The 19,079-nt window shown below is 61.9% G+C and carries 19 protein-coding genes and 1 pseudogene; 14 read left to right on the top strand and 6 right to left on the bottom strand.

Translation table 11 applies throughout. The features are described from left to right. Window positions 1–5: 5 nt before the first annotated feature. The 5 genes from NA645_RS12385 to NA645_RS12365 form a co-directional block, all read right to left on the bottom strand. On the bottom strand, window positions 6–788 hold the full coding sequence (locus tag NA645_RS12385; RefSeq protein ID WP_256049074.1) for a hydroxypyruvate isomerase family protein: 783 nt from the start codon (window positions 786–788) through the stop codon (window positions 6–8). Continuing rightward, window positions 785–1,672, bottom strand: coding sequence for an NAD(P)-dependent oxidoreductase (locus NA645_RS12380; protein WP_256049073.1), 888 nt, complete (start codon window positions 1,670–1,672; stop codon window positions 785–787). The genes NA645_RS12385 and NA645_RS12380 overlap by 4 nt, the downstream gene beginning before the upstream one ends. 64 nt (window positions 1,673–1,736) lie before the next feature. Beyond that, window positions 1,737–2,060: a protealysin inhibitor emfourin gene (locus NA645_RS12375; protein ID WP_256049072.1), complete on the bottom strand. Its 324-nt coding sequence runs from the start codon at window positions 2,058–2,060 to the stop codon at window positions 1,737–1,739. Between the two features lie 14 nt (window positions 2,061–2,074). After that, window positions 2,075–3,130 carry a M4 family metallopeptidase gene (locus NA645_RS12370; RefSeq protein WP_256049071.1) on the bottom strand — a complete coding sequence of 352 codons (1,056 nt, stop codon included), beginning with the start codon at window positions 3,128–3,130 and terminating at the stop codon, window positions 2,075–2,077. A 99-nt stretch (window positions 3,131–3,229) separates the two neighbouring features. Next, window positions 3,230–3,547, bottom strand: a complete 318-nt coding sequence (locus NA645_RS12365) for a hypothetical protein (protein ID WP_256049070.1) — start codon at window positions 3,545–3,547, stop codon at window positions 3,230–3,232. Between the two features lie 306 nt (window positions 3,548–3,853). Here NA645_RS12365 and NA645_RS12360 point away from each other — a divergent pair, with 306 nt between their 5' ends. The 7 genes and pseudogenes from NA645_RS12360 (at window position 3,854) to NA645_RS12330 (ending at window position 10,537) form a co-directional block, all read left to right on the top strand. Then, complete coding sequence (locus NA645_RS12360; RefSeq protein ID WP_256049069.1) at window positions 3,854–4,705, top strand: putative selenate ABC transporter substrate-binding protein; 852 nt, start codon at window positions 3,854–3,856, stop codon at window positions 4,703–4,705. A gap of 64 nt (window positions 4,706–4,769) precedes the next feature. Further along, window positions 4,770–5,288 (top strand): annotated as a pseudogene (locus tag NA645_RS20195) (ATP-binding cassette domain-containing protein); the annotation flags it as partial. A 335-nt stretch (window positions 5,289–5,623) separates the two neighbouring features. Beyond that, window positions 5,624–6,457, top strand: coding sequence for a phosphonate ABC transporter, permease protein PhnE (phnE, locus tag NA645_RS12350; protein ID WP_256049067.1), 834 nt, complete (start codon window positions 5,624–5,626; stop codon window positions 6,455–6,457). Further along, window positions 6,454–7,221, top strand: coding sequence for a phosphonate ABC transporter, permease protein PhnE (phnE, locus tag NA645_RS12345; protein WP_256049066.1), 768 nt, complete (start codon window positions 6,454–6,456; stop codon window positions 7,219–7,221). The genes phnE (NA645_RS12350) and phnE (NA645_RS12345) overlap by 4 nt, the downstream gene beginning before the upstream one ends. A gap of 101 nt (window positions 7,222–7,322) precedes the next feature. Beyond that, entirely contained in the window at window positions 7,323–8,606 is a 1,284-nt protein-coding gene (locus tag NA645_RS12340) for a CHASE2 domain-containing protein (protein WP_256049065.1), read from the top strand. Further along, entirely contained in the window at window positions 8,599–8,964 is a 366-nt protein-coding gene (locus tag NA645_RS12335) for a hypothetical protein (RefSeq protein ID WP_256049064.1), read from the top strand. The genes NA645_RS12340 and NA645_RS12335 overlap by 8 nt, the downstream gene beginning before the upstream one ends. 4 nt (window positions 8,965–8,968) lie before the next feature. Next, complete coding sequence (locus NA645_RS12330) at window positions 8,969–10,537, top strand: M48 family metallopeptidase (protein ID WP_256049063.1); 1,569 nt, start codon at window positions 8,969–8,971, stop codon at window positions 10,535–10,537. A 40-nt stretch (window positions 10,538–10,577) separates the two neighbouring features. Here the strand turns inward: NA645_RS12330 and NA645_RS12325 are convergent, their stop codons facing one another. Beyond that, window positions 10,578–10,892: a DUF2288 domain-containing protein gene (locus NA645_RS12325; protein ID WP_256049062.1), complete on the bottom strand. Its 315-nt coding sequence runs from the start codon at window positions 10,890–10,892 to the stop codon at window positions 10,578–10,580. A 199-nt stretch (window positions 10,893–11,091) separates the two neighbouring features. Here NA645_RS12325 and NA645_RS12320 point away from each other — a divergent pair, with 199 nt between their 5' ends. The 7 genes from NA645_RS12320 (at window position 11,092) to NA645_RS12290 (ending at window position 18,933) form a co-directional block, all read left to right on the top strand. Beyond that, window positions 11,092–12,210: a branched-chain amino acid ABC transporter substrate-binding protein gene (locus NA645_RS12320; RefSeq protein WP_256049061.1), complete on the top strand. Its 1,119-nt coding sequence runs from the start codon at window positions 11,092–11,094 to the stop codon at window positions 12,208–12,210. 255 nt (window positions 12,211–12,465) lie between these two features. Continuing rightward, a complete protein-coding gene (livH, locus tag NA645_RS12315; protein ID WP_256049060.1) occupies window positions 12,466–13,389 on the top strand; it encodes a high-affinity branched-chain amino acid ABC transporter permease LivH in 924 nt (307 codons plus the stop codon). After that, entirely contained in the window at window positions 13,386–14,642 is a 1,257-nt protein-coding gene (locus NA645_RS12310; protein ID WP_256049059.1) for a high-affinity branched-chain amino acid ABC transporter permease LivM, read from the top strand. The genes livH and NA645_RS12310 overlap by 4 nt, the downstream gene beginning before the upstream one ends. Further along, complete coding sequence (gene livG, locus NA645_RS12305) at window positions 14,639–15,406, top strand: high-affinity branched-chain amino acid ABC transporter ATP-binding protein LivG (protein ID WP_131651081.1); 768 nt, start codon at window positions 14,639–14,641, stop codon at window positions 15,404–15,406. Before NA645_RS12310 ends, livG begins: the two co-directional genes overlap by 4 nt. Before the next feature lie 2 nt (window positions 15,407–15,408). Next, the gene (locus tag NA645_RS12300; protein ID WP_131651080.1) at window positions 15,409–16,110 is read left to right on the top strand and encodes an ABC transporter ATP-binding protein; all 702 of its coding nucleotides are present in this window, start codon (window positions 15,409–15,411) and stop codon (window positions 16,108–16,110) included. A 415-nt stretch (window positions 16,111–16,525) separates the two neighbouring features. Beyond that, complete coding sequence (locus NA645_RS12295) at window positions 16,526–17,881, top strand: 8-oxoguanine deaminase (protein WP_256049058.1); 1,356 nt, start codon at window positions 16,526–16,528, stop codon at window positions 17,879–17,881. Between the two features lie 263 nt (window positions 17,882–18,144). Next, window positions 18,145–18,933, top strand: a complete 789-nt coding sequence (locus NA645_RS12290; RefSeq protein ID WP_256049057.1) for an outer membrane protein OmpK — start codon at window positions 18,145–18,147, stop codon at window positions 18,931–18,933. The last annotated feature ends 146 nt before the right edge of the window (window positions 18,934–19,079 follow it).

The following is a 19,079-nucleotide window of genomic DNA, read 5'->3' as shown; positions in this document are numbered from 1 at the left end:
TGGCATCAACGCTGCCGCCACTCCGCCAGCCAGCCCAGGCTCGCTTCGGTATCTTGCCCATCGGGCCGATACTCAGCGGCCAACCAGCCGTCGTAACCCGCCTCCCGCAGCGTTTCGATCAGACTCACGAATGCCACCCCGCCGCTACCCGGTGCGCCGCGTCCAGGGCAATCGGCGAACTGCACGTGGCCGATGCGTGAACCCAGAAGCCTGATCCCGGCAGCGATGTCGAGCCCCTGTCGCGCCATGTGGTACAGATCCAGCTGCGCCTGGCAGTTGGGATGATCGACGCGCTCCAGCAAGGCCTGCAGATGCTCAGGGGTGTTGATCAGGAAGCCCGGCATGTCCAGCGGATTGATCGCCTCGCACACCACGCGCACGCCGAGCAACGCGAAGGCTTCGGCACTCTTGCGCAGGTTATCGGCCAGCGTTTCAAGCGCCTGCTCGCGGGTGAAGCCCTCGGCCAGCCGCCCCGGCAGCACATTGACGCAGGCCGGTCGTGTCATCGCCGCGTAGGTCAGCGCTTCCTGCAGCGCCGCATCGAATTCCTGCTGACGCGCCGGGACCGCGGCCAGACCCGGGCCGCCCTGCATGAAATCGCCCGCCGGAAGATTGATCAGCACCAACGGCAAGCCGGCACGCTCGAGCAATTCCTTGAGGCGGGTCGCCGGCAGTTCGTAGGGAAACTGGATCTCCACGCCATCGAAACCGGCGACGCGCGCCGCCATGATGCGTTCGGCCAGCGGCAGCTCGTTGAACAGCATGGATAGATTGGCGGCGATCTTCATTGGCCCTGCTCCCGGTACATCCGCACCAAGGTGGCCGGGTCCTGCTCGAGATGACCCTGACTGCCATGCAGGCGCATCAGCTGCGCTGCCAGCCCGGTCATCGGCGTGGCGCTGCCTTCTTCGCGGGAAAGCTGCACGGCGGTGTCTAGGTCCTTGAGCAGAGTGCGCACGTGCCATTTGATCGGCTCGAATTCACTGTTGGCCATCTGCGGGGCGAGAATCTGCAACGGCTTGGAGTCGGCGAAACCACCGGCCAACGCCGGCGCGATCAGGCTGGCGTCGACGCCCGAGCGCTCCGCCAGCGCCACGACTTCGGCGATGACCAGGGCATTGCAGGCCACGATCATCTGATTGCAGGCCTTGGTCACCTGCCCCGCGCCGACCTCGCCCATGCGCGTCAGCCGCTGCCCCAGCTGCATCAATATCGGTCGGACCCGCTCCACATCCTCGACCCGCCCGCCGGCCATGATCGCCAGGCTGCCCGCCTCGGCGCCAGCGGTACCGCCCGATACCGGCGCGTCGACCCAGCGCATGCCGCTGCGCGACTCCAGCTCAACGGCCATGGCGCGCGTGGCCGCCGGTTCCAGGCTGGAATGATCGACCAGCACTTGCCCCGCTCGCGCGCCTTCGACAATACCGCCCGCGCCGAATACCACCTCGCGCACCACTGCGGTATCGGCCAGACACAGCAACACCACATCAGCAACGGCGCAGAGCTCGGCCGGCGTGCTCGCCTGCCGCGCACCGGCTTCGACCAACGGCGCGCATTTGTCCGGCGAACGGTTCCATACCGTTAGCGGATAACCGGCGGCAATCAGCCGACGACACATACGCAGGCCCATCAGGCCGATACCGGCAAAGGCAATGGATGGCAACTCAGACATGAGAGGGCTCCTCGATAAAGAGTGAGATTCTAGCGCTGCAGCGGCCCGTGCGACCAAGTCGCGCTCATAGCACCTCACCCTTATCCCAGAGCCGCACCAGCTCGCCGGGCGCTTGCTCCTCTGGCACCTGGAGCACCATTTCATCGTCGCGTTCCTGTTGCCGAAAGCGCAATTCGATCTGGTAATAGCGGCGGTCGCCTTGCCCGCTGGGAGAAGTTGCCAACGGCAGGCAGCCTTCAAGTACCGAGCAAATTTGTTGGCGCTGTCGTTCGTTACAACTGGCGAAATCGATTTCTCGCGGACGGCTGAGCGCCTGTATCGCGGCAAAGCCGCCTTGCCGCGACAGGCGAATGGTCGCGTCCGAATCCAAGGCCGGTAACTGTTTCATGCAAGTCTCCTCGATCATGGGTTCACGCCCACATCTGCCCAGGCCTGCGCGACGGCGCGCTCTTCATCGCTGCCCGCGCCGAAGCGGGCGATAGCGTTGTCCACGGCCAACCGGGCAAATGCGGAAAAATCCGCGTCGTTAGCCAGGCGGCGATCACACAACGTGTCGTACCAAATGCGTCCGGCCTTTTCCCAGGCGTAGCCACCCAGGGCGGTCGCGGCCAGATAAAACGCGCGGTTGGGGATGCCGGAGTTCAGATGCACTCCGCCGTTGTCGTCGCGGGTGTCGATGAAATCGCGCATGTGCCCGGGCTGCGGGTCCTTGCCCAGCAAAGGATCGTCATAGGCGCTGCCGGGATTGGCCATCGAGCGCAGCGCATCGCCCTGCACGTTATCGGTCAGCAGCTCGGCACCGATCAGCCAGTCGGCCTGGTCCGCCGTCTGCTTCAGGCTGAACTGCCGCACCAGCACGCCGAATACGTCCGAAACCGATTCGTTCAGCGCCCCCGACTGGTTGAAGTACACCAGCCCCGCCTCGCTTTCAGTCACGCCATGGGCCAGCTCATGGGCCACGACATCCAAGGAGAGCGTGAAGCGGTTTAAGATTTCGCCGTCGCCATCACCGAACACCATCTGCGCGCCGTTCCAGAAGGCGTTCTCGTAATCCACGCCGTAGTGCACCGTGCCGATCAGCGGAAAGCCGTGATTGTCGATCGAGTCCCGGCCAAACACCTGCCAGAAAAATTCATGGGTCGTGCCGAGCGCATCGTAGGCTTCGTCCACCGCCGCATCGGCGACCGGCGGCTGGCCTTCGATTCGCGCCAGCACACCTGGCAGCACCATCTGCTGCTGGGCATCGTGAACGCTGCGCCGCGGCTCGCCTGGCCGGCCACGCTCGGGCAATACGCTGGCCATCGGCTGGCGATTGGGCGGCCCCGGATTGGGCAACAGGTTGCGCACGTGGGCCAGCGTCCCCAGCGCCCGGTCGCGCTGGTGCTGCGAGCCGTTATCGATGATGCGCTTGAGGATATAGGGCGGAATGAAGCCGTGGTGCGAGTTCCGAGCGAACATGCAAAACCCCCTTCAATACGACACGAACGCAGGCTGCATCCGTGCATATCTGATCAGGTCCCGTCCGCTGCGTTTCCTCGCCTGGACATTTTCTTGAGTCTAGCCGTCGTTCGCCGATTCCGACGCCATCATGACGGGCTTGTTCTCCAATGCACGGATCGCTTCGTCCAGCTGTTGTATGCACAGATCGATCGCCATCTGCCGCAAGGCATCCGGCCACTGGTGATCGGTGAGCGGCTCGACCAGATCGAGCAAACCGGAATGTCCGATGAGCATGCCGTGCTTGACCTTGAGCGTCTGGCCGTCGCTGACCAGCGTCACCGGATCGCGCGCGATAATCGTCGCGCCAGCTGCCAGCAATTCGTCGATGTGTTTGCGAAGAGAGTGAAGCGTACGTTTGTCTCGCTGCTGTTCCATAGCAATAGGCCATCACCCAAGAAGGGCGCGGATTCTAGAACAACGGCGAACTGAATCACAAAATTTCCGAGACCTGCTTTCACAATCTGCTGCCGAATGAATTCGGCCCTACGGACTTGAGTGATTCCAACTAATTCGCTTACTGAACAAGCCTGAAACGGGATCTGGCTCCGACGCGGCCGTGTACGAAGCAGAAACGGCCCCTAACGGGCCGCCAAACCTGCCGCCACCCAGCCACTTGCCCCGTCGCACCGGTCTAGCTCTATAATCCGCGCGCTTTTTCCGCTATTGAACCGGAGAACCACAATGCTAAAGCGCTCCCTGGCAGCCGTCGCCGGCCTTGCCATTTCCCTGTCTTTTGCCACCGCCCATGCCGCCGAGACCCTTCGTGTATCGGCGATTCCCGATGAAGCGCCAACCGAGCTGATCCGCAAATTCGAGCCGCTGGGCCAGTACCTCGAGGAACAGCTGGGCATGCCGGTGAAGTTCACCCCCGTATCCGATTACGCCGCCGTGGTCGAATCGCTGGCAGCCGACCGCCTCGACTTGGCCTGGCTCGGCGGCTTCACTTTCGTCCAGACCCGCCTGAAGACTGGCGACGCGATCCCGCTGGTACAGCGCGAGCAGGACGAGAAATTCACCAGCAAATTCATCACTGCCGATCCCGAGGTGAAAACCTTGCAGGATCTGCAGGGCAAGACGTTCGCCTTCGGCTCCGTGTCTTCGACGTCCGGCAGCCTGATGCCGCGCTATTTCATGATCAAGGACGGTATCGATCCCGAGCAGTTCTTCAAGCGCATCGCCTACTCCGGCGCGCACGATGCCACAGCCGCCTGGGTCGAGGCGGGCAAAGCCGATGCCGGTGTGCTCAACGCCTCGGTCTGGGACAAACTGGTCGCCGCCGGGAAAGTCGATACCAACAAGGTCCGCGTGATCTCGACGACGCCGCCCTACTACGACTACAACTGGACGGTGCGCGGCAACCTCGATCCAACGCTGGTCGAGAAGATCAAGACCGCGTTCCTCGAACTCGATCCGGCAAATCCGGAGCACAAGAAAATTCTCGACCTGCAGGCTGCCAGCCGCTTCATCGAGACCCGCCCGGAAAACTACAAGGGCATCGAGGAAGCCGCGCGCGCCGCTGGCCTGTTGAAGTGAGCCTTGCCGGCCGTTCTGCAACGGCCCGGTGGGCATTTGGAGAGCGGCAAGCAGGCAGGTCGAGATGAGCTATTCAACATCGAGTTCGGCGCTGCCGGCGGCATGCACGAGCAGCGCCGAACCTGTCCTGACGCTATCAGGCGTGAGCTATCGCCACGCCAACGGCCATGTCGCGCTGCATGATCTCGACCTGCAGATCGTCAAAGGCGAGCGGATTGCCCTCATCGGACCTTCCGGTGCGGGCAAGACAACGCTGCTGCGTCTGCTCGCGACTCATCTACCGCCAAGTACTGGCCGGCTGGAGTTGCTCGGATGTCAGCCCTGGTCGCTGTCGGCCGGCGCCCGCCAGACGCTCCGCGCCCGGATCGGACTGATTCATCAGGCGCCACCATTGCCGCCGCGCCAGCGAGTCATCACCTCGGTGCTGGCCGGTCGCCTCGGGCAATGGTCGCTGGGCCGCAGCCTGCTCAGTCTGCTCTATCCGCTGGACAAGGAAGGCGCGGCACAGGCATTGGCTCAACTGGATCTGGCCGACAAACTCTACGAGCGCTGCGATCAACTCTCCGGCGGCCAGCTACAGCGCGTTGGCATTGCCCGTGCGTTGTATCAGAGCCCGACGCTGATCCTCGCCGACGAGCCCGTCTCGGCGATGGACCCGGTGCTCGCAGCGTACTCACTGAATGTGCTCAACCGCGAAGCCACGCGCCGCCAGGCGACTTTGGTCGCCAGCTTGCACGCGGTAGAGCTGGCGCTTGAGCACTTCCCGCGCGTTATCGGCGTGCGCGCCGGACGCATCCTGTTCGACAAAGCCTCGACGGACGTGACGCCATCCGAGCTCGAAGCGCTCTACGCCAACGAGCAGCTGGGCAATGAACAAAAGCCTCTGCCCTTGCCCGGCCAGCCGTTGCACGTCCCCCGATGCTGAACCCTGCAATCGCACAACGCGACCCGGCCGCCGGGCCGCGTCTGCTGGTCACCTTGCTGACACTGGCCTTGCTATGGCCAGGCCTGTCGCTGAGCGAGCTGGACCTCGGCGTGCTGTTCGACGGCAGCAACGCCGACACCATGGCGGTATTCCTTTCCGGCTTTTGGCCGCCGGCGCACGACGAGGACTTTCTGCTCCTGCTGTGGCGCGCCACGTGGGAAACGCTCGCCATCGCAACTGCCGGCATGACCTTGGCGCTGGTCGTGGCGCTGCCTTGCGGCATCCTGGCCACGCGTGCCTTATCGATCTCGGCCATCAGCCGCGGCGGGCGCCCGCACTGGTGGGCGCAGTCATTGCGCTGGCCGGTGCGTGGTCTACTGATCGTGCTGCGCAGCGTGCCAGAGATCGTCTGGGCACTGCTGTTCGTCCGTGCGGTGGGGCTCGGCCCGACTGCCGGCGTACTAGCCATTGCCATCACCTATGCCGGCATGCTCGGCAAGGTTTATGCGGAAATCTTCGAATCCGTCGATCCGCTGCCGACGCGCGCGTTGCTCGGTGCTGGAGGTTCGCGATTGCAGGCATTTGCCTACGGCGTGCTGCCACAGGCGGCGGGTGAAATGCTCTCGTACACCGTTTACCGCTGGGAATGCGCGATTCGCGCTTCGGTGGTAATGGGCTTCGTCGGCGCTGGCGGGCTGGGCCAGCAGCTGGACTTATCGATGCGCATGTTCGCTGGAGGCGAAGTCGCGAGCATGCTGTTGACCTTCCTGGCGCTGGTGCTGATGGCGGACCTGATCAGCCAGTTGCTGCGCCGGAGGTTCGTGTGAAGGCACTGTCACGCTATGCCTTGCCGCTGTTGCTGATCGCAGCGGTGATCGGCTCGTTCGTCTTTCTGCAGCTCGAAGCCAGTGCACTGTTCAGCCGCGACGGGCTGGGACAGATGGCCGAGTATGCGTCGGGCTTCCTCGATCCGGATTTATCACCTGCCCACCTGCGCGCGACGGGCTATGCCGCGATGGAAACCCTGGCGATGTCGGCGATCGGCACGCTGCTGGCCGCAATGCTCGGTTTGGCGTTGGCCTTGCCGGCATCCGGGCGTTTTGGATGGCTCGGCAAGGGACTCGCCAGGCTGTTGCTCAACGCATTGCGGGCCATTCCCGAGCTTGTATGGGCTGCACTGATGGTGCTGGCGGCAGGTCTGGGGCCAAACGCTGGCACCTTGGCGCTGGCGCTGCACACGGCCGGCGTGCTTGGGCGGCTGTTTGCCGAAGCCCTGGAAAACACCCCAAGCGCCCCAGCCGAGGCGTTGCGACTTTCAGGAAGCGATCGCATCAGCGCCTTCTGCTACGGCACCCTGCCCGTCCTATGGCCACAACTGATGGCCTACAGTCTGTATCGCTGGGAGAACAACATCCGCATGGCCAGCGTGCTCGGCTTCGTCGGCGCCGGCGGCCTGGGGCAGATGCTTTACATGAGCCTCAGCCTGTTCCAGCAAGCTCAGGCGTCGACGGTCATTCTGGCAATGCTGCTGATGGTACTGGCCGTGGACGCATTGAGCGGCTGGGCGAGGATGCGCTGGGTGCGTGGCTGACGCGCGAAACAAGCAACCGGCGTTGACTTTGTTGTCCTTCGTCACCGAACATGCGTGATATCAGATTGCAATCATCAGGGACGAGTTGAGTGCCAGGGCTTATGCGTCATTTTTCCAGGATAGCCAGCATCGGCGCATTGCTCGCCATCGCTCTGGACCCATTTGGCCTCACTACCGCAACCGACGAAGCCTCCGCCCGCCTACTGAATCAGCTACTGGCCAATGTCTATGACGATGGCCCTCAGCAGCAGATCGCGGTAGTCATCATCGATGACGATTACCTACACCAACGCAGCAGCCACTGGCCGCTTCCGTACGCCGAACAGAGCAAACTGTTCCGCCAGTTGCTGGCTTATCGACCAGCGGCCGTGATGGTGGATCTGATGTACAGCTATGACCACGCAGTGGGTCGCAGCAACGACAGCAGCCAGCTGCTCGCCAACGTCTTCGAACGCTATAGCGCGGCCTCCATACCGCTGTACCTGGCAAACTCCGGTGTTTCCATATCCAACACGCTGCCACGGTTCGTCTCGGTCAGCCAGCCAGCATTGGTGAGCTGGAGTGGTTTTCACAACGACTACCCGCTGGCGGCCGAAACTGCGGACGGCTGGATGGACACTGCCGCTACCGCACTGTACCGGACCTATTGCCAGCAGCACCGCTGCCAGTCGCTACCGGCAACGGCTGAGCTGGCCGCGGCAGCCCCAGCCATGGCTCTGCAGTGGGGCCGAGGTCAGGCCTACGCACAGCGCCACGTCAGCGATACCAGCCAATGCCCAACCGAACATAGCGCCTGGGCGGAGGCCGGAAAGCGAATCTTACAAGCCGTGTTTTGGCGTTTCACCGGTCCCAGCGAGACGCGTTGCCCCTATCACCTGACCATTCCTGCAAGTGCTCTGGCTACGAACGTGCCAGAGGAGCGCGCCCTCCTAAGGGACCTACTGGCTGATCGCCTGGTGCTGGTGGGGGCCGCCATCGCTTCGGCCGAAGATCTCACCAGCTCCCCCGTCCACGGCCAACTGCCGGGTGTCTACGCTCACGCCATGGCACTGGATAACCTTATCCAATACGGCATGCACTATTTCACCGCACCACCTGGATTGTTCGGCACCGAAATGGACATTCTCGACCTGTTCGAAGTGGCGTTCGTGGTCTTGCTGCTGGCTGCCCAGGCACGCCAGAACCAGTCCCGCCCCTGTCTGCGCAAAGCAGTTCCCATTGGCGCAATCGCCGTACTGGTTCTGCTCAGCTGTGTGCTCTACGCATTGCGAATCACACCCGTGAACATTTTGGGCCTGTTACTGCTGATAGGCCTGCTGCTACCAAAGGAAGGGTGTGACGGCCATTCCGGATCCACTTCAAGCGAAAGGAGTCACCATGCGTAAACCTCTCACCTTGCTCTGCGTATTGCTGTTCAGCAGCGTTTCCCATGCAGCCGGCCTGACCGTGGAGGAGTACACCAGCGACCCGATCGCGCTGCTCGACGAAACTGGCCGACTTCTACAAAGGGTTCCGCGCGCCGAGCTGCCCCCGACCCCGCTTGCCGCACAGCAGTGGAACGAGGACATGGAGCTGGTACAGGTCGAAATTGGTGGCCGACCGGTATGGCTCGACGGCGTCGACGTGCGTCTGAGCGAAGGCAAAACCGTTCCAATGCCCTGCGCATCCCTGCCAAGAGCCAAGGCTGAAGGCGCCACCAACCTGTCCACGATTGGATACGGCGCCGGTTGCGCAAGGAACTGACGTCATGCCACTAAAACCCACGACACTGATATTCGTCTCGCTGATAGCCGCTCTGAGCGGCTGCACGACACTCAAAGGTGCGCCGGATGCCCTGATCAACCTTGCCGGCCGAAGCACCCATGACGGTTTTCAAGGAAAGTATCTGGCGCAACAGGAGGTGCACAGTCACTTCAAGCTCGATCCGCAGCACAGGCAGAATCTACGCCTCAGCTACGACGGACGTAACCTGCCGGCCACCGAAATCCGCCAGCAGAACCTTGTCGTGATTCCAGTCTTGCAGAGCTACCTGCAAGGTATCGTCGACAAGCTTGGCAAAGGCTGGCCAGGCGAGCTGCCTGACCTGCAGGTGAAGGTCGTCGACAGTTATGCTTTCGGACCATCGGCCGATCCTTACGGCAATCTGTTCGTACCGCTCGGCATGCTCGAAGGCGTGGAAAGCGAGGACGAAATCGCATCGATGCTGGCTCACGAAATGAGTCATGTGCTGCTACGCCATCATGACCGGCGGCTGGCCTTCGATCAGCAGCGCGAACTCCTGACCACTCTGGCCAGCACCGCAGTCATCGCCGCGGTGGTCGCGGATGCTCGGGTGGACCGAGGCGCCTCCCAGTTCAAGTTGCTGAGCAAGGATCCTCAAGGCACCCAGAAGATGATTGGCGATACGGTGCTTTACACCGCACTGGCCAATACCTTCTCCGACAATGTATGGAACACGGCGTGGGGTCGAGTCCAGGAAGACCAGGCCGATCTGCTCGGCACCGACCTGCTCGTCAAAGCCAACTACGCCCCCCGAGCCGCAAGCCATAGCCTGCAGCGGCTCGATGACTTCCAAGGCAAGCAGGAACCGATCCTTGCCAGTTTCATTCAGGCACGCAAAGGCGCCATGCAGGAATCGCTGCAGCGATTCGACCTCAACGGCGTCGCCCAGGAGATCAACGTCTTCGTCAATCAAGGGCTGACTACCACCGTCAGCGCTGTCGGTCAGCACCTGACGCGCTCACACATGTCCGTGCAGCGCCGCGATACCGACCTGCGACAGTATCTGCAGCGCGAATACGATGAGGCGCGTTACAACAGGGTCAATAAACGAAGTTGGCGCAGCGTGCGCGACAATCCGACGGTCAAGGCCTCCATGGATGCCTATAGAAACGCCTACGGAGCGAACGAAGCGCTGAGCAGCAAAAACCTCAAGGACGCCCGGATACTGGCCCAGCGCGCGCTCAAGTCACCTGTTGCAAGCCAGCCTGGCATCCGCCGCAGTCTGTTCAACGTGCACATGGCTGCAGGTGAGAAGCGTCAGGCATTGACTCACCTGAAAGCCATCGGCGACTGGTCGTTGGCGGGCCCCGGCGTGTACGAACTGCTGGTGAACTACCATTTGAGCAACGGCAACCCGACCGCTGCGCTCGCCGCCATCGAACAGGCCGAGCGGCACCTGGGCTCGGAGGAATTGTTCATTGTCGAAAAGATGTTGGCCAACAAGCTGAAGCAGGATGAAAGCACACTGCGAACACTCGGCGAGAAGTGCAAACAGATGCCCAATCGCAAGGACACCTGCAAGAAAGTTGCATGAGCTGACGGGAAGGCCATGAACCTTTCCGGTAGCCTAGAGGTCAGTGCAGCGCCGGACGCTCACGTTCCTGCACTAACACCCAGGGCGCAACGACCACAGCCCATAATGACGGGTCACGCTCCAGCCAGTCCTGCGCTTGCCCGGCCTCGAGCTTGGCGATATGGCCTGAAGCCAGCCACGCAGCCACCTTTTCCCGGTCATCCTGTGCCACGGCCTGAGCGGCCTCGATCAGGTCGAAGTCGCTGGCGACGCGCAGCAGTGCGCCCCGAGCGAAAAAAGGCTGCAATTCCTGCCACGAGATCGACGCGGTTTCGCCCAGCAGCTTGGCATAGAGAGTGCTTGGTACTTCGCTCATGAGACTCACCCGATTCGAAAGGGCGCAATGATAGCGCCCGGGTAAATCTCATCAAATGAGTTCGAATTCCTGGCTGTGCAAATAGGGGCTGACGCTTCTACACTGTGCCGGTACAGTTGCCGTACCGTTTGGGGACGTTTGCCCCTTAACGACACTGCAGCCAGCAGGATTCAAACAATAATATGCAAGTGGAGCGCAAATGATGACCAAGCAGCGTCTGTCCAAACTTTTCATGGCTATCGCTTTGACGGGAGCCGCGAGCTATACGCTTGCCGCCGATACTATCAAGATCGGTTTGGCCGGTCCGGTCACGGGGGCCGTCGCGCAGTACGGGGACATGCAATTCATCGGTGCCCAGATGGCCATCGAGCAGATCAACAAGAAGGGCGGCGTCAACGGGCAACAACTGGAGGGCGTGGTGTACGACGACGCCTGCGACCCGAAGCAAGCGGTCGCGGTGGCCAACAAGATCGTCAATGACGAAATCAGTTTCGTAGTCGGTCACCTGTGTTCCAGCTCGACCCAGCCGGCCTCGGACATTTACGAAGACGAAGGCATTCTGATGATTACCGCGGCTTCGACCAGCCCGGACATCACCTCGCGCGGTTACGAAATGATCTTCCGCACCATCGGCCTGGACAGCCTGCAGGGCCCGACCGCCGGCAATTACATCGCCGACCACGTCAAGCCGAAGAACGTCGCGGTCATCCACGACAAGCAGCAGTACGGCGAGGGCATCGCTACCGCAGTCAAGCAAACGCTGGAAGAGAAAGGCGTCAAGGTCAGCGTGTTCGAGGGCATCAATGCCGGCGACAAGGATTTCTCCTCGATGATCTCCAAGCTCAAGCAGGCCGGTGTCGACTTCGTCTATTACGGCGGCTACCACCCAGAGCTGGGCCTGCTGTTGCGTCAGTCCAAAGAAAAAGGCCTGAACGTGCGCTACATGGGGCCTGAAGGCGTCGGCAACTCCGAAATTTCCGCCATCGCCGGTGCTGCCTCCGAAGGCATGCTGGTCACCCTACCGAAATCCTTCGACCAAGATCCTCGCAACCAGGAACTGGTCGAAGCCTTCAAGGCCAAGAAGCAGGACCCGAGCGGCCCGTTCGTGTTCCCCGCTTACGCCGCAGTCCAGGTTATTGCCGAGGGTATCGAGAAAGCTGGTAGCACCGACACCGACAAGGTGGCCGAAGCGCTGCGCAGCAACACCTTCGATACTCCGACCGGCAACCTCTCGTTCGACGAGAAGGGAGACCTCAAGGACTTCAACTTCGTGGTTTACGAATGGCACCAGGACGGCACCAAGACCGAAGCCAAGTGAGCCAGTAACCACCAACCGAAGCCCACGGCATCCGCTGTGGGCTTTGTTTTAGCTGATCGGGGCTGACTCGGCCACAAGCACAGGGCCGCCCCAGCAACATCCTTAACCAAGCGAGCAGCCTGCAGAGCTGGCCCGCGTCGAACAGGTAGGTGTGTGATCCGCACTGAGCCCTTGGCGCTGCATTCTCCATGCAGCGTGTTCGAAGCAGGCCTGCATTGGTAGCGAGCACGGACGCAGGATGTTCAGGAGAATGTAATGCCTGAGCTTTACCACTACTTCCAACAGCTGATCAACGGCCTGACCGTTGGCAGCACTTATGCCTTGATAGCCATTGGTTACACCATGGTCTACGGCATCATCGGCATGATCAACTTCGCCCACGGCGAGGTGTACATGATCGGCTCCTACGTGACCTTCATCGCCATCGTCGGGCTTACGATGATGGGGCTCGATGCACTACCGATTCTGATGATCGGTGCATTCGCCGCCGCCATGATCGTCACCAGCGCTTACGGTTACAGCATCGAGCGAGTCGCCTACCGGCCACTGCGAGGCAGCAACCGTCTGATCCCGCTGATTTCCGCGATCGGCATGTCGATCTTTCTGCAGAACGTCGTCCTGCTGTCCCAGGATTCGAAGGACAAGGCGATTCCTAACCTGATGCCTGGCAATTTCATCTTCGGTGAAAGTGCAATGAACGGTGTGGTCATTTCCTACATGCAGATACTGATCTTCGTGGTCACTATCCTCGCCATGCTGGGCCTGACGCTGTTCATTTCACGCTCGCGTCTGGGTCGCGCCTGCCGCGCCTGTGCCGAAGACCTGAAAATGGCCAACCTGCTGGGTATCAACACCAACAGCATCATTGCCCTGACCTTCGTCATCGGCGCAGCGCTAGCGGCGGTCGCAGCCGTACTGATCAGCATGCAATACGGGGTGATCAACCCGCATATCGGCTTCCTGGCCGGCATCAAGGCGTTCACCGCCGCGGTACTTGGCGGCATCGGCAGCATCCCGGGCGCCATGCTCGGCGGCCTGGTACTAGGTGTAGCCGAGGCCTTCGGCGCCGATATCTTCGGCGACCAGTACAAGGACGTGGTGGCCTTCACCCTGCTGATCCTGGTCCTGCTGTTCCGCCCCACCGGCATTCTTGGTCGTCCGGAGGTGGAAAAGGTATGACTCTGCATCTGCGTACTGCCTTCTTCAGTGCCCTGCTGGTCATCGCCGTCGCGGTGCCGGTATTCGGCCTGAAGCTCACCACGGTGGGTATCAAGGTCGAGGTCCATGGCGCTGAAGCTTCCACCTTCTGGATCATCGCCGCCTGCGCCGTGGCCATGTTTTTCTGGCAGCTGGTTCGCACCCGTCTGGCAGCTGGATGGGCGGCCAGCCCCAGCCTGCCGACCATACCCGCTGGCGCCGGCAACTTCTTCACCCTACCCTCAACTCAGCGTTACATCATCATCGGCCTGGTGCTGGTGGCGCTCGCTTGGCCATTCTTTGGCTCGCGCGGCGCGGTGGATATCGCCACGCTGATCCTGATCTACGTGATGCTCGGCCTGGGCCTGAACATCGTAGTGGGTCTGGCCGGCCTGCTCGATCTGGGCTATGTCGGGTTCTATGCCGTCGGTGCTTACACCTACGCGCTGCTCTCGCACTACTACGGCTTCGGGTTCTGGCTCAGCCTGCCGATAGCCGGCGCCATGGCGGCGTTGTTCGGCTTTCTGCTGGGCTTTCCGGTGCTGCGGCTGCGGGGCGACTACCTGGCGATCGTGACCCTGGGCTTCGGTGAAATCATCCGGCTGTTGCTGCGCAACATGACCGAGCTTACCGGTGGACCAAACGGTATCAGCGGCATCGACAAACCAACGCTGTTCGGCTTGAGCTTCGACCGTCGCGCGGCCGAAGGCATGCAGACCTTCCACGAGTTCTTCGGGGTCGATTACGCCTCGATCAACAAGGTGATCTTTCTCTATCTGATCGCGCTGCTATTGGTTCTGCTCACGCTGTTCGTGATCAATCGGCTGTTGCGCATGCCCATTGGCCGGGCTTGGGAAGCACTACGCGAGGACGAAATCGCCTGCCGCGCGCTGGGCATGAACCCCACGGTGATCAAGCTCTCCGCGTTCACCATCGGCGCGACGTTCGCCGGTTTTGCCGGCAGCTTCTTCGCCGCACGCCAAGGCCTGGTGTCACCGGAGTCGTTCACCTTCATCGAATCGGCCATCATCCTCGCCATCGTGGTACTCGGCGGCATGGGCTCGCAGCTAGGGGTGATTCTCGCCGCCATCGTGATGATCCTGTTGCCCGAGCTCATGCGTGAGTTCAGCGAGTACCGCATGCTGATGTTCGGCGCCATGATGGTGCTGATGATGATCTGGCGTCCGCAGGGGCTTCTGCCCATGCAACGTCCACACCTGGAGCTGAAGCGATGAGCCGCCCGATTCTTGAAGTAAGCGGCCTGACCATGCGCTTCGGCGGCCTGTTGGCCGTCAACGGGGTGGGCCTGACCGTACACGATAAGCAAGTGGTCTCGATGATCGGCCCCAACGGTGCGGGCAAGACCACCGTATTCAACTGCCTGACCGGCTTCTATCAGCCGACCTCGGGCGAGATCCTACTGGACGGCGAAGCGATCCAGGGCCTGCCCGGCCACAAGATCGCACGCAAGGGCGTGGTTCGCACCTTCCAGAACGTCCGGCTGTTCAAGGACATGACCGCGGTGGAAAACCTGCTGGTCGCCCAGCATCGCCACCTCAACACCGGCTTCATCTCCGGTTTGTTGAAGACCAAGGCGTTCCGCGAGAGCGAGCACGAAGCGATGGATTTCGCCGCGCACTGGCTCGAGCAGGTCAACCTGACGGATATCGCCAACCGCCCAGCCGGCACGCTCGCCTATGGTCAGCAACGCCGCCTGGAAATCGCCCGCTGCATGATGACGCGCCCGCGCATCCTCATGCTCGACGAGCCGGCGGCTGGCCTCAACCCGAGGGAAACCGAGGACCTCAAGGCGCTGATCGGCATGCTGCGCGACACCCATGGCGTGACGGTGCTGCTCATCGAGCACGACATGAAGCTGGTCATGAGCATTTCCGACCATATCGTCGTGATCAACCAGGGCTGCCCGCTGGCAGATGGCACTCCGGAGCAGATTCGCGACAATCCGGACGTGATCAAAGCCTATCTGGGGGAGGCGTAACCATGCTGTATTTCGAAAACGTCTCGACCTGCTACGGCAAGATTCAGGCGCTGCATAACGTCGACGTCGAGGTCCGCAAGGGCGAAATCGTCACGCTGATCGGTGCCAACGGCGCAGGCAAATCCACGTTGCTGATGACCCTCTGCGGTACGCCGATGGCCTCCGAAGGCAGCATCCGCTTCGAGGGCGAAGAACTGGTCGGAAAACAGACCTGCGACATCATGCGCAAGGACATCGCCGTGGTGCCTGAAGGGCGGCGCATCTTTGCCCGCCTGACCGTGGAGGAAAATCTCGCCATGGGCGGATTTTTCACCAACAAGGGCGATTTCCAGGAGCAGTTGGACAAAGCGCTGCAGTTGTTCCCGCGACTGAAGGAACGCTACCAGCAACGCGGCGGCACTATGTCCGGCGGCGAGCAGCAGATGCTCGCCATCGCCCGCGCATTGATGAGCAAGCCCAAGCTGTTGCTACTCGACGAGCCGTCGCTGGGCCTGGCGCCGATCATCATCCAGCAGATCTTCGAGATCATCGAGCAGCTGCGCGAGGATGGCGTGACCGTCTTCTTGGTCGAGCAGAACGCCAACCAGGCGCTCAAGCTGGCCGACCGTGGCTACGTGCTGGAGAACGGTCGCATCGTCATGCAAGGCAGCGGTGAAGAGCTGCTGAGCAACCCCAAGGTCCGCGACGCCTATTTGGGCGGCTGATCGGAGGGCCCCTCAAAGCCGGGCACCCGCCCGGCTTTTTCATGCCCAACACCCGCAGTCGTAGGATGGGTGCAACCCATCAATGTGCCTGATGGGCTCCGCCTGCTCACCTTGACCCGTCACCATGAATGATCCGCTTGTGGATGCAATGCGATGCCATTGCCATGATTGATGGGTTTTCACCCATCCTACAGCTGCACCGCCCGCTTCACCCTACGCATGGAACCCGAGCCCGACGCCATGCATAGGATGGATGCAGCCCATCGCCTCTTGGAAAATGCGCATGGGCGGAAAGGTGACAACCCAGCAGCCAGATATTATCGTACGCCTCGCGCCCAAGGCGTCCCCCTGGATCAGCAGACAGGGCATAACTGAGCTGGCTTTTCTGAACTCATCATTTCAGGAGGAGCCGGCAATGGCCGCTACCCGCATCTGGATCAAGAACCCTCTCGCCATCTTCACCGCCAACGATCAGGACGCTTCCGGCGGGCTGGTCATCGAAAATGGCGTCATCACCGAACTGCTTGCCGCCGGCCAGACGCCCGCCGCGCCGGTTGACAGCACTTTCGACTCCCGCGAGCACGTCGTGCTGCCGGGGCTGATCAACACCCATCACCACTTCTATCAGACACTCACCCGCGCCTGGGGTCCGGTGGTCAACCAGCCGCTGTTTCCCTGGCTGAAAACGCTCTATCCGGTCTGGGCACGGCTGACGCCGGAAAAGCTCGAACTGGCGAGCAAGGTCGCGCTGGCCGAACTGCTGCTGTCCGGTTGCACCACCGCAGCCGATCACCACTATCTGTTCCCCGAAGGATTGGAAGAAGCCATCGACGTGCAAGTGCAGGCCGTGCGCGACCTGGGCATGCGCGCGATGCTCACCCGCGGCTCGATGAGCCTGGGCGAAGCCGACGGCGGGTTGCCACCGCAACAGACGGTGCAGGAAGCCGAGGTGATCCTGGCCGACAGCGAACGGCTGATCGGTCGCTACCACGAGCGCGGCGACGGTGCGCAGATCCAGATCGCCCTGGCGCCCTGCTCGCCCTTCTCGGTGACCCCGGAGATCATGCGCGCCAGTGCCGCCATGGCCGAGCGGCTGGACGTGCGCCTGCACACCCACCTGGCGGAAACCCTCGACGAAGAAGATTTCTGCCTTCAGCGCTTCGGCCTGCGCACCGTGGACTACCTCGACAGCGTCGGCTGGCTCTCCGACCGCACCTGGCTGGCCCACGGCATCCATTTCAACGCCGATGAAATCGCCCGCCTCGGCCAGGCCGGGACCGGCATCTGTCACTGTCCAAGCTCTAATATGCGCCTGGCGTCCGGCATCTGCCCGACGCTGGAGCTGGAAGCGGCTGGCGCACCCATTGGCCTGGGCGTGGACGGCTCGGCGTCCAACGACGCATCCAACATGATTCTCGAAGCGCGCCAAGCGCTGTACCTGCAGCGCCTGCGTTACGGTGCCGAAAAGATCACCCCAGTACTCGCGCTGGGCTGGGCCACCAAGGGTTCTGCACGTTTGCTGGGCCGCAACGACCTCGGCCAACTGGCGGTTGGCAAACAGGCCGACCTGGCCTTGTTCAAACTGGATGAACTGCGCTTCTCCGGCAGCCACGACCCGCTCTCGGCACTGCTGCTATGCGGTGCCGACCGTGCCGATCGGGTGATGGTCGGCGGTCGTTGGCAGGTAGTCGACGGGCAGATCGAGGGGCTGGATGTGGCAGGGTTGATCGCTGACCATCGCCAGGCGGCCGCGCAGCTGATCAGCGGCTGAGCCTCGGTTCGATTCGGCTGCCACACCAGCGTGCAACGCAGCGTAGCGGTGCGCCAGGTTGAGGCAGCCTGATCGATTGGTCAGCTTGCGTATTGACTCCTACCCATCAGCATAGACTTTCTCGTCTATTAAAAATCAATTGATTCAAAGGCTTACCTTCTAAAGAGAGCCCTCTCCGAGAGCTGGCCCGGCGCTTGCTATGGCATCGATGCCTGACCGTTCGGCCAACTTAAAGCCAGCGGATACACCTCAAGGAGAGATTGATGAAAGCAAGCCTCACCCTCGCCGGCCTCGCCGCTGGCCTGCTGTTCGCCGGCCAGTCCCTGGCTTCCCCCATGCTGTGGCAGAACAACAGCCTGACCTACCTGTACGGCAAGAATTTCTCCGTCGACGCGGGTGAAATCCAGCAGACCATCACCTTCGAACATGCCAGCGGCTGGACCTGGGGCGACATGTTCCTGTTCGTCGACAACAAGTGGTACAACGGCCTGTCCGGAAATGACGGCCACACCTACTACGGCGAATTCAGCCCGCGTCTGTCTCTTGGCAAGATCAGCGGTCGCAACCTGTCGTTCGGCCCCATTACCGACGTGCTGCTATCGGCAACCTACGAGCGCGGCGAGGGACGCAATCGCAACTACCTGCTTGGCCCGGCCGTCGACCTCAAGGCGCCCGGCTTCGACCGCCTCGCGATCAACACTTACTACCGCAAGCCCGACGGCATCACCGGCAAGCCCGGCGGCCAGTGGCAGATCACCCCGACTTGGGCCATCACCATCCCGGTGGGCAAATCCGACATCCTTTTCGATGGTTACATCGACTGGGTCGTGAATGACGCCGGCTCCAAAGCCAGGGGCGACTACCTCGCCAAAAACTTCCACTTCAACCCGCAGGTGAAGTACGACCTGGGCAAGGCGCTCGACTACACGCCGGGCAAGCTCTACGTGGGCATTGAGTACGACTACTGGTCGAACAAGTACGGCATCGAGGACAGCGACGCCTTTAACACTGACAACAACGTGACCAACTTCATCGTCAAGGCGCATTTCTGAATCGGCGTGCGTAGCGCCTGAGCATCCGCCGTCGTGCCTGCCCCGGTCTGTCACACCGGTCGTGTCATCGACGAAACGCACCCCGACATCGACCGCCACGCCCGTTGGGCTGGCGGTTTCTTACGCAACGGCGGGCCCGCCCGCTC

Source organism: Stutzerimonas stutzeri (assembly GCF_024448955.1).
Lineage (GTDB): Bacteria > Pseudomonadota > Gammaproteobacteria > Pseudomonadales > Pseudomonadaceae > Stutzerimonas > Stutzerimonas stutzeri_AQ.
The sequence above is the reverse complement of the archived record's forward strand: the minus strand, read 5'-3'. Positions and strand labels throughout refer to the sequence as shown.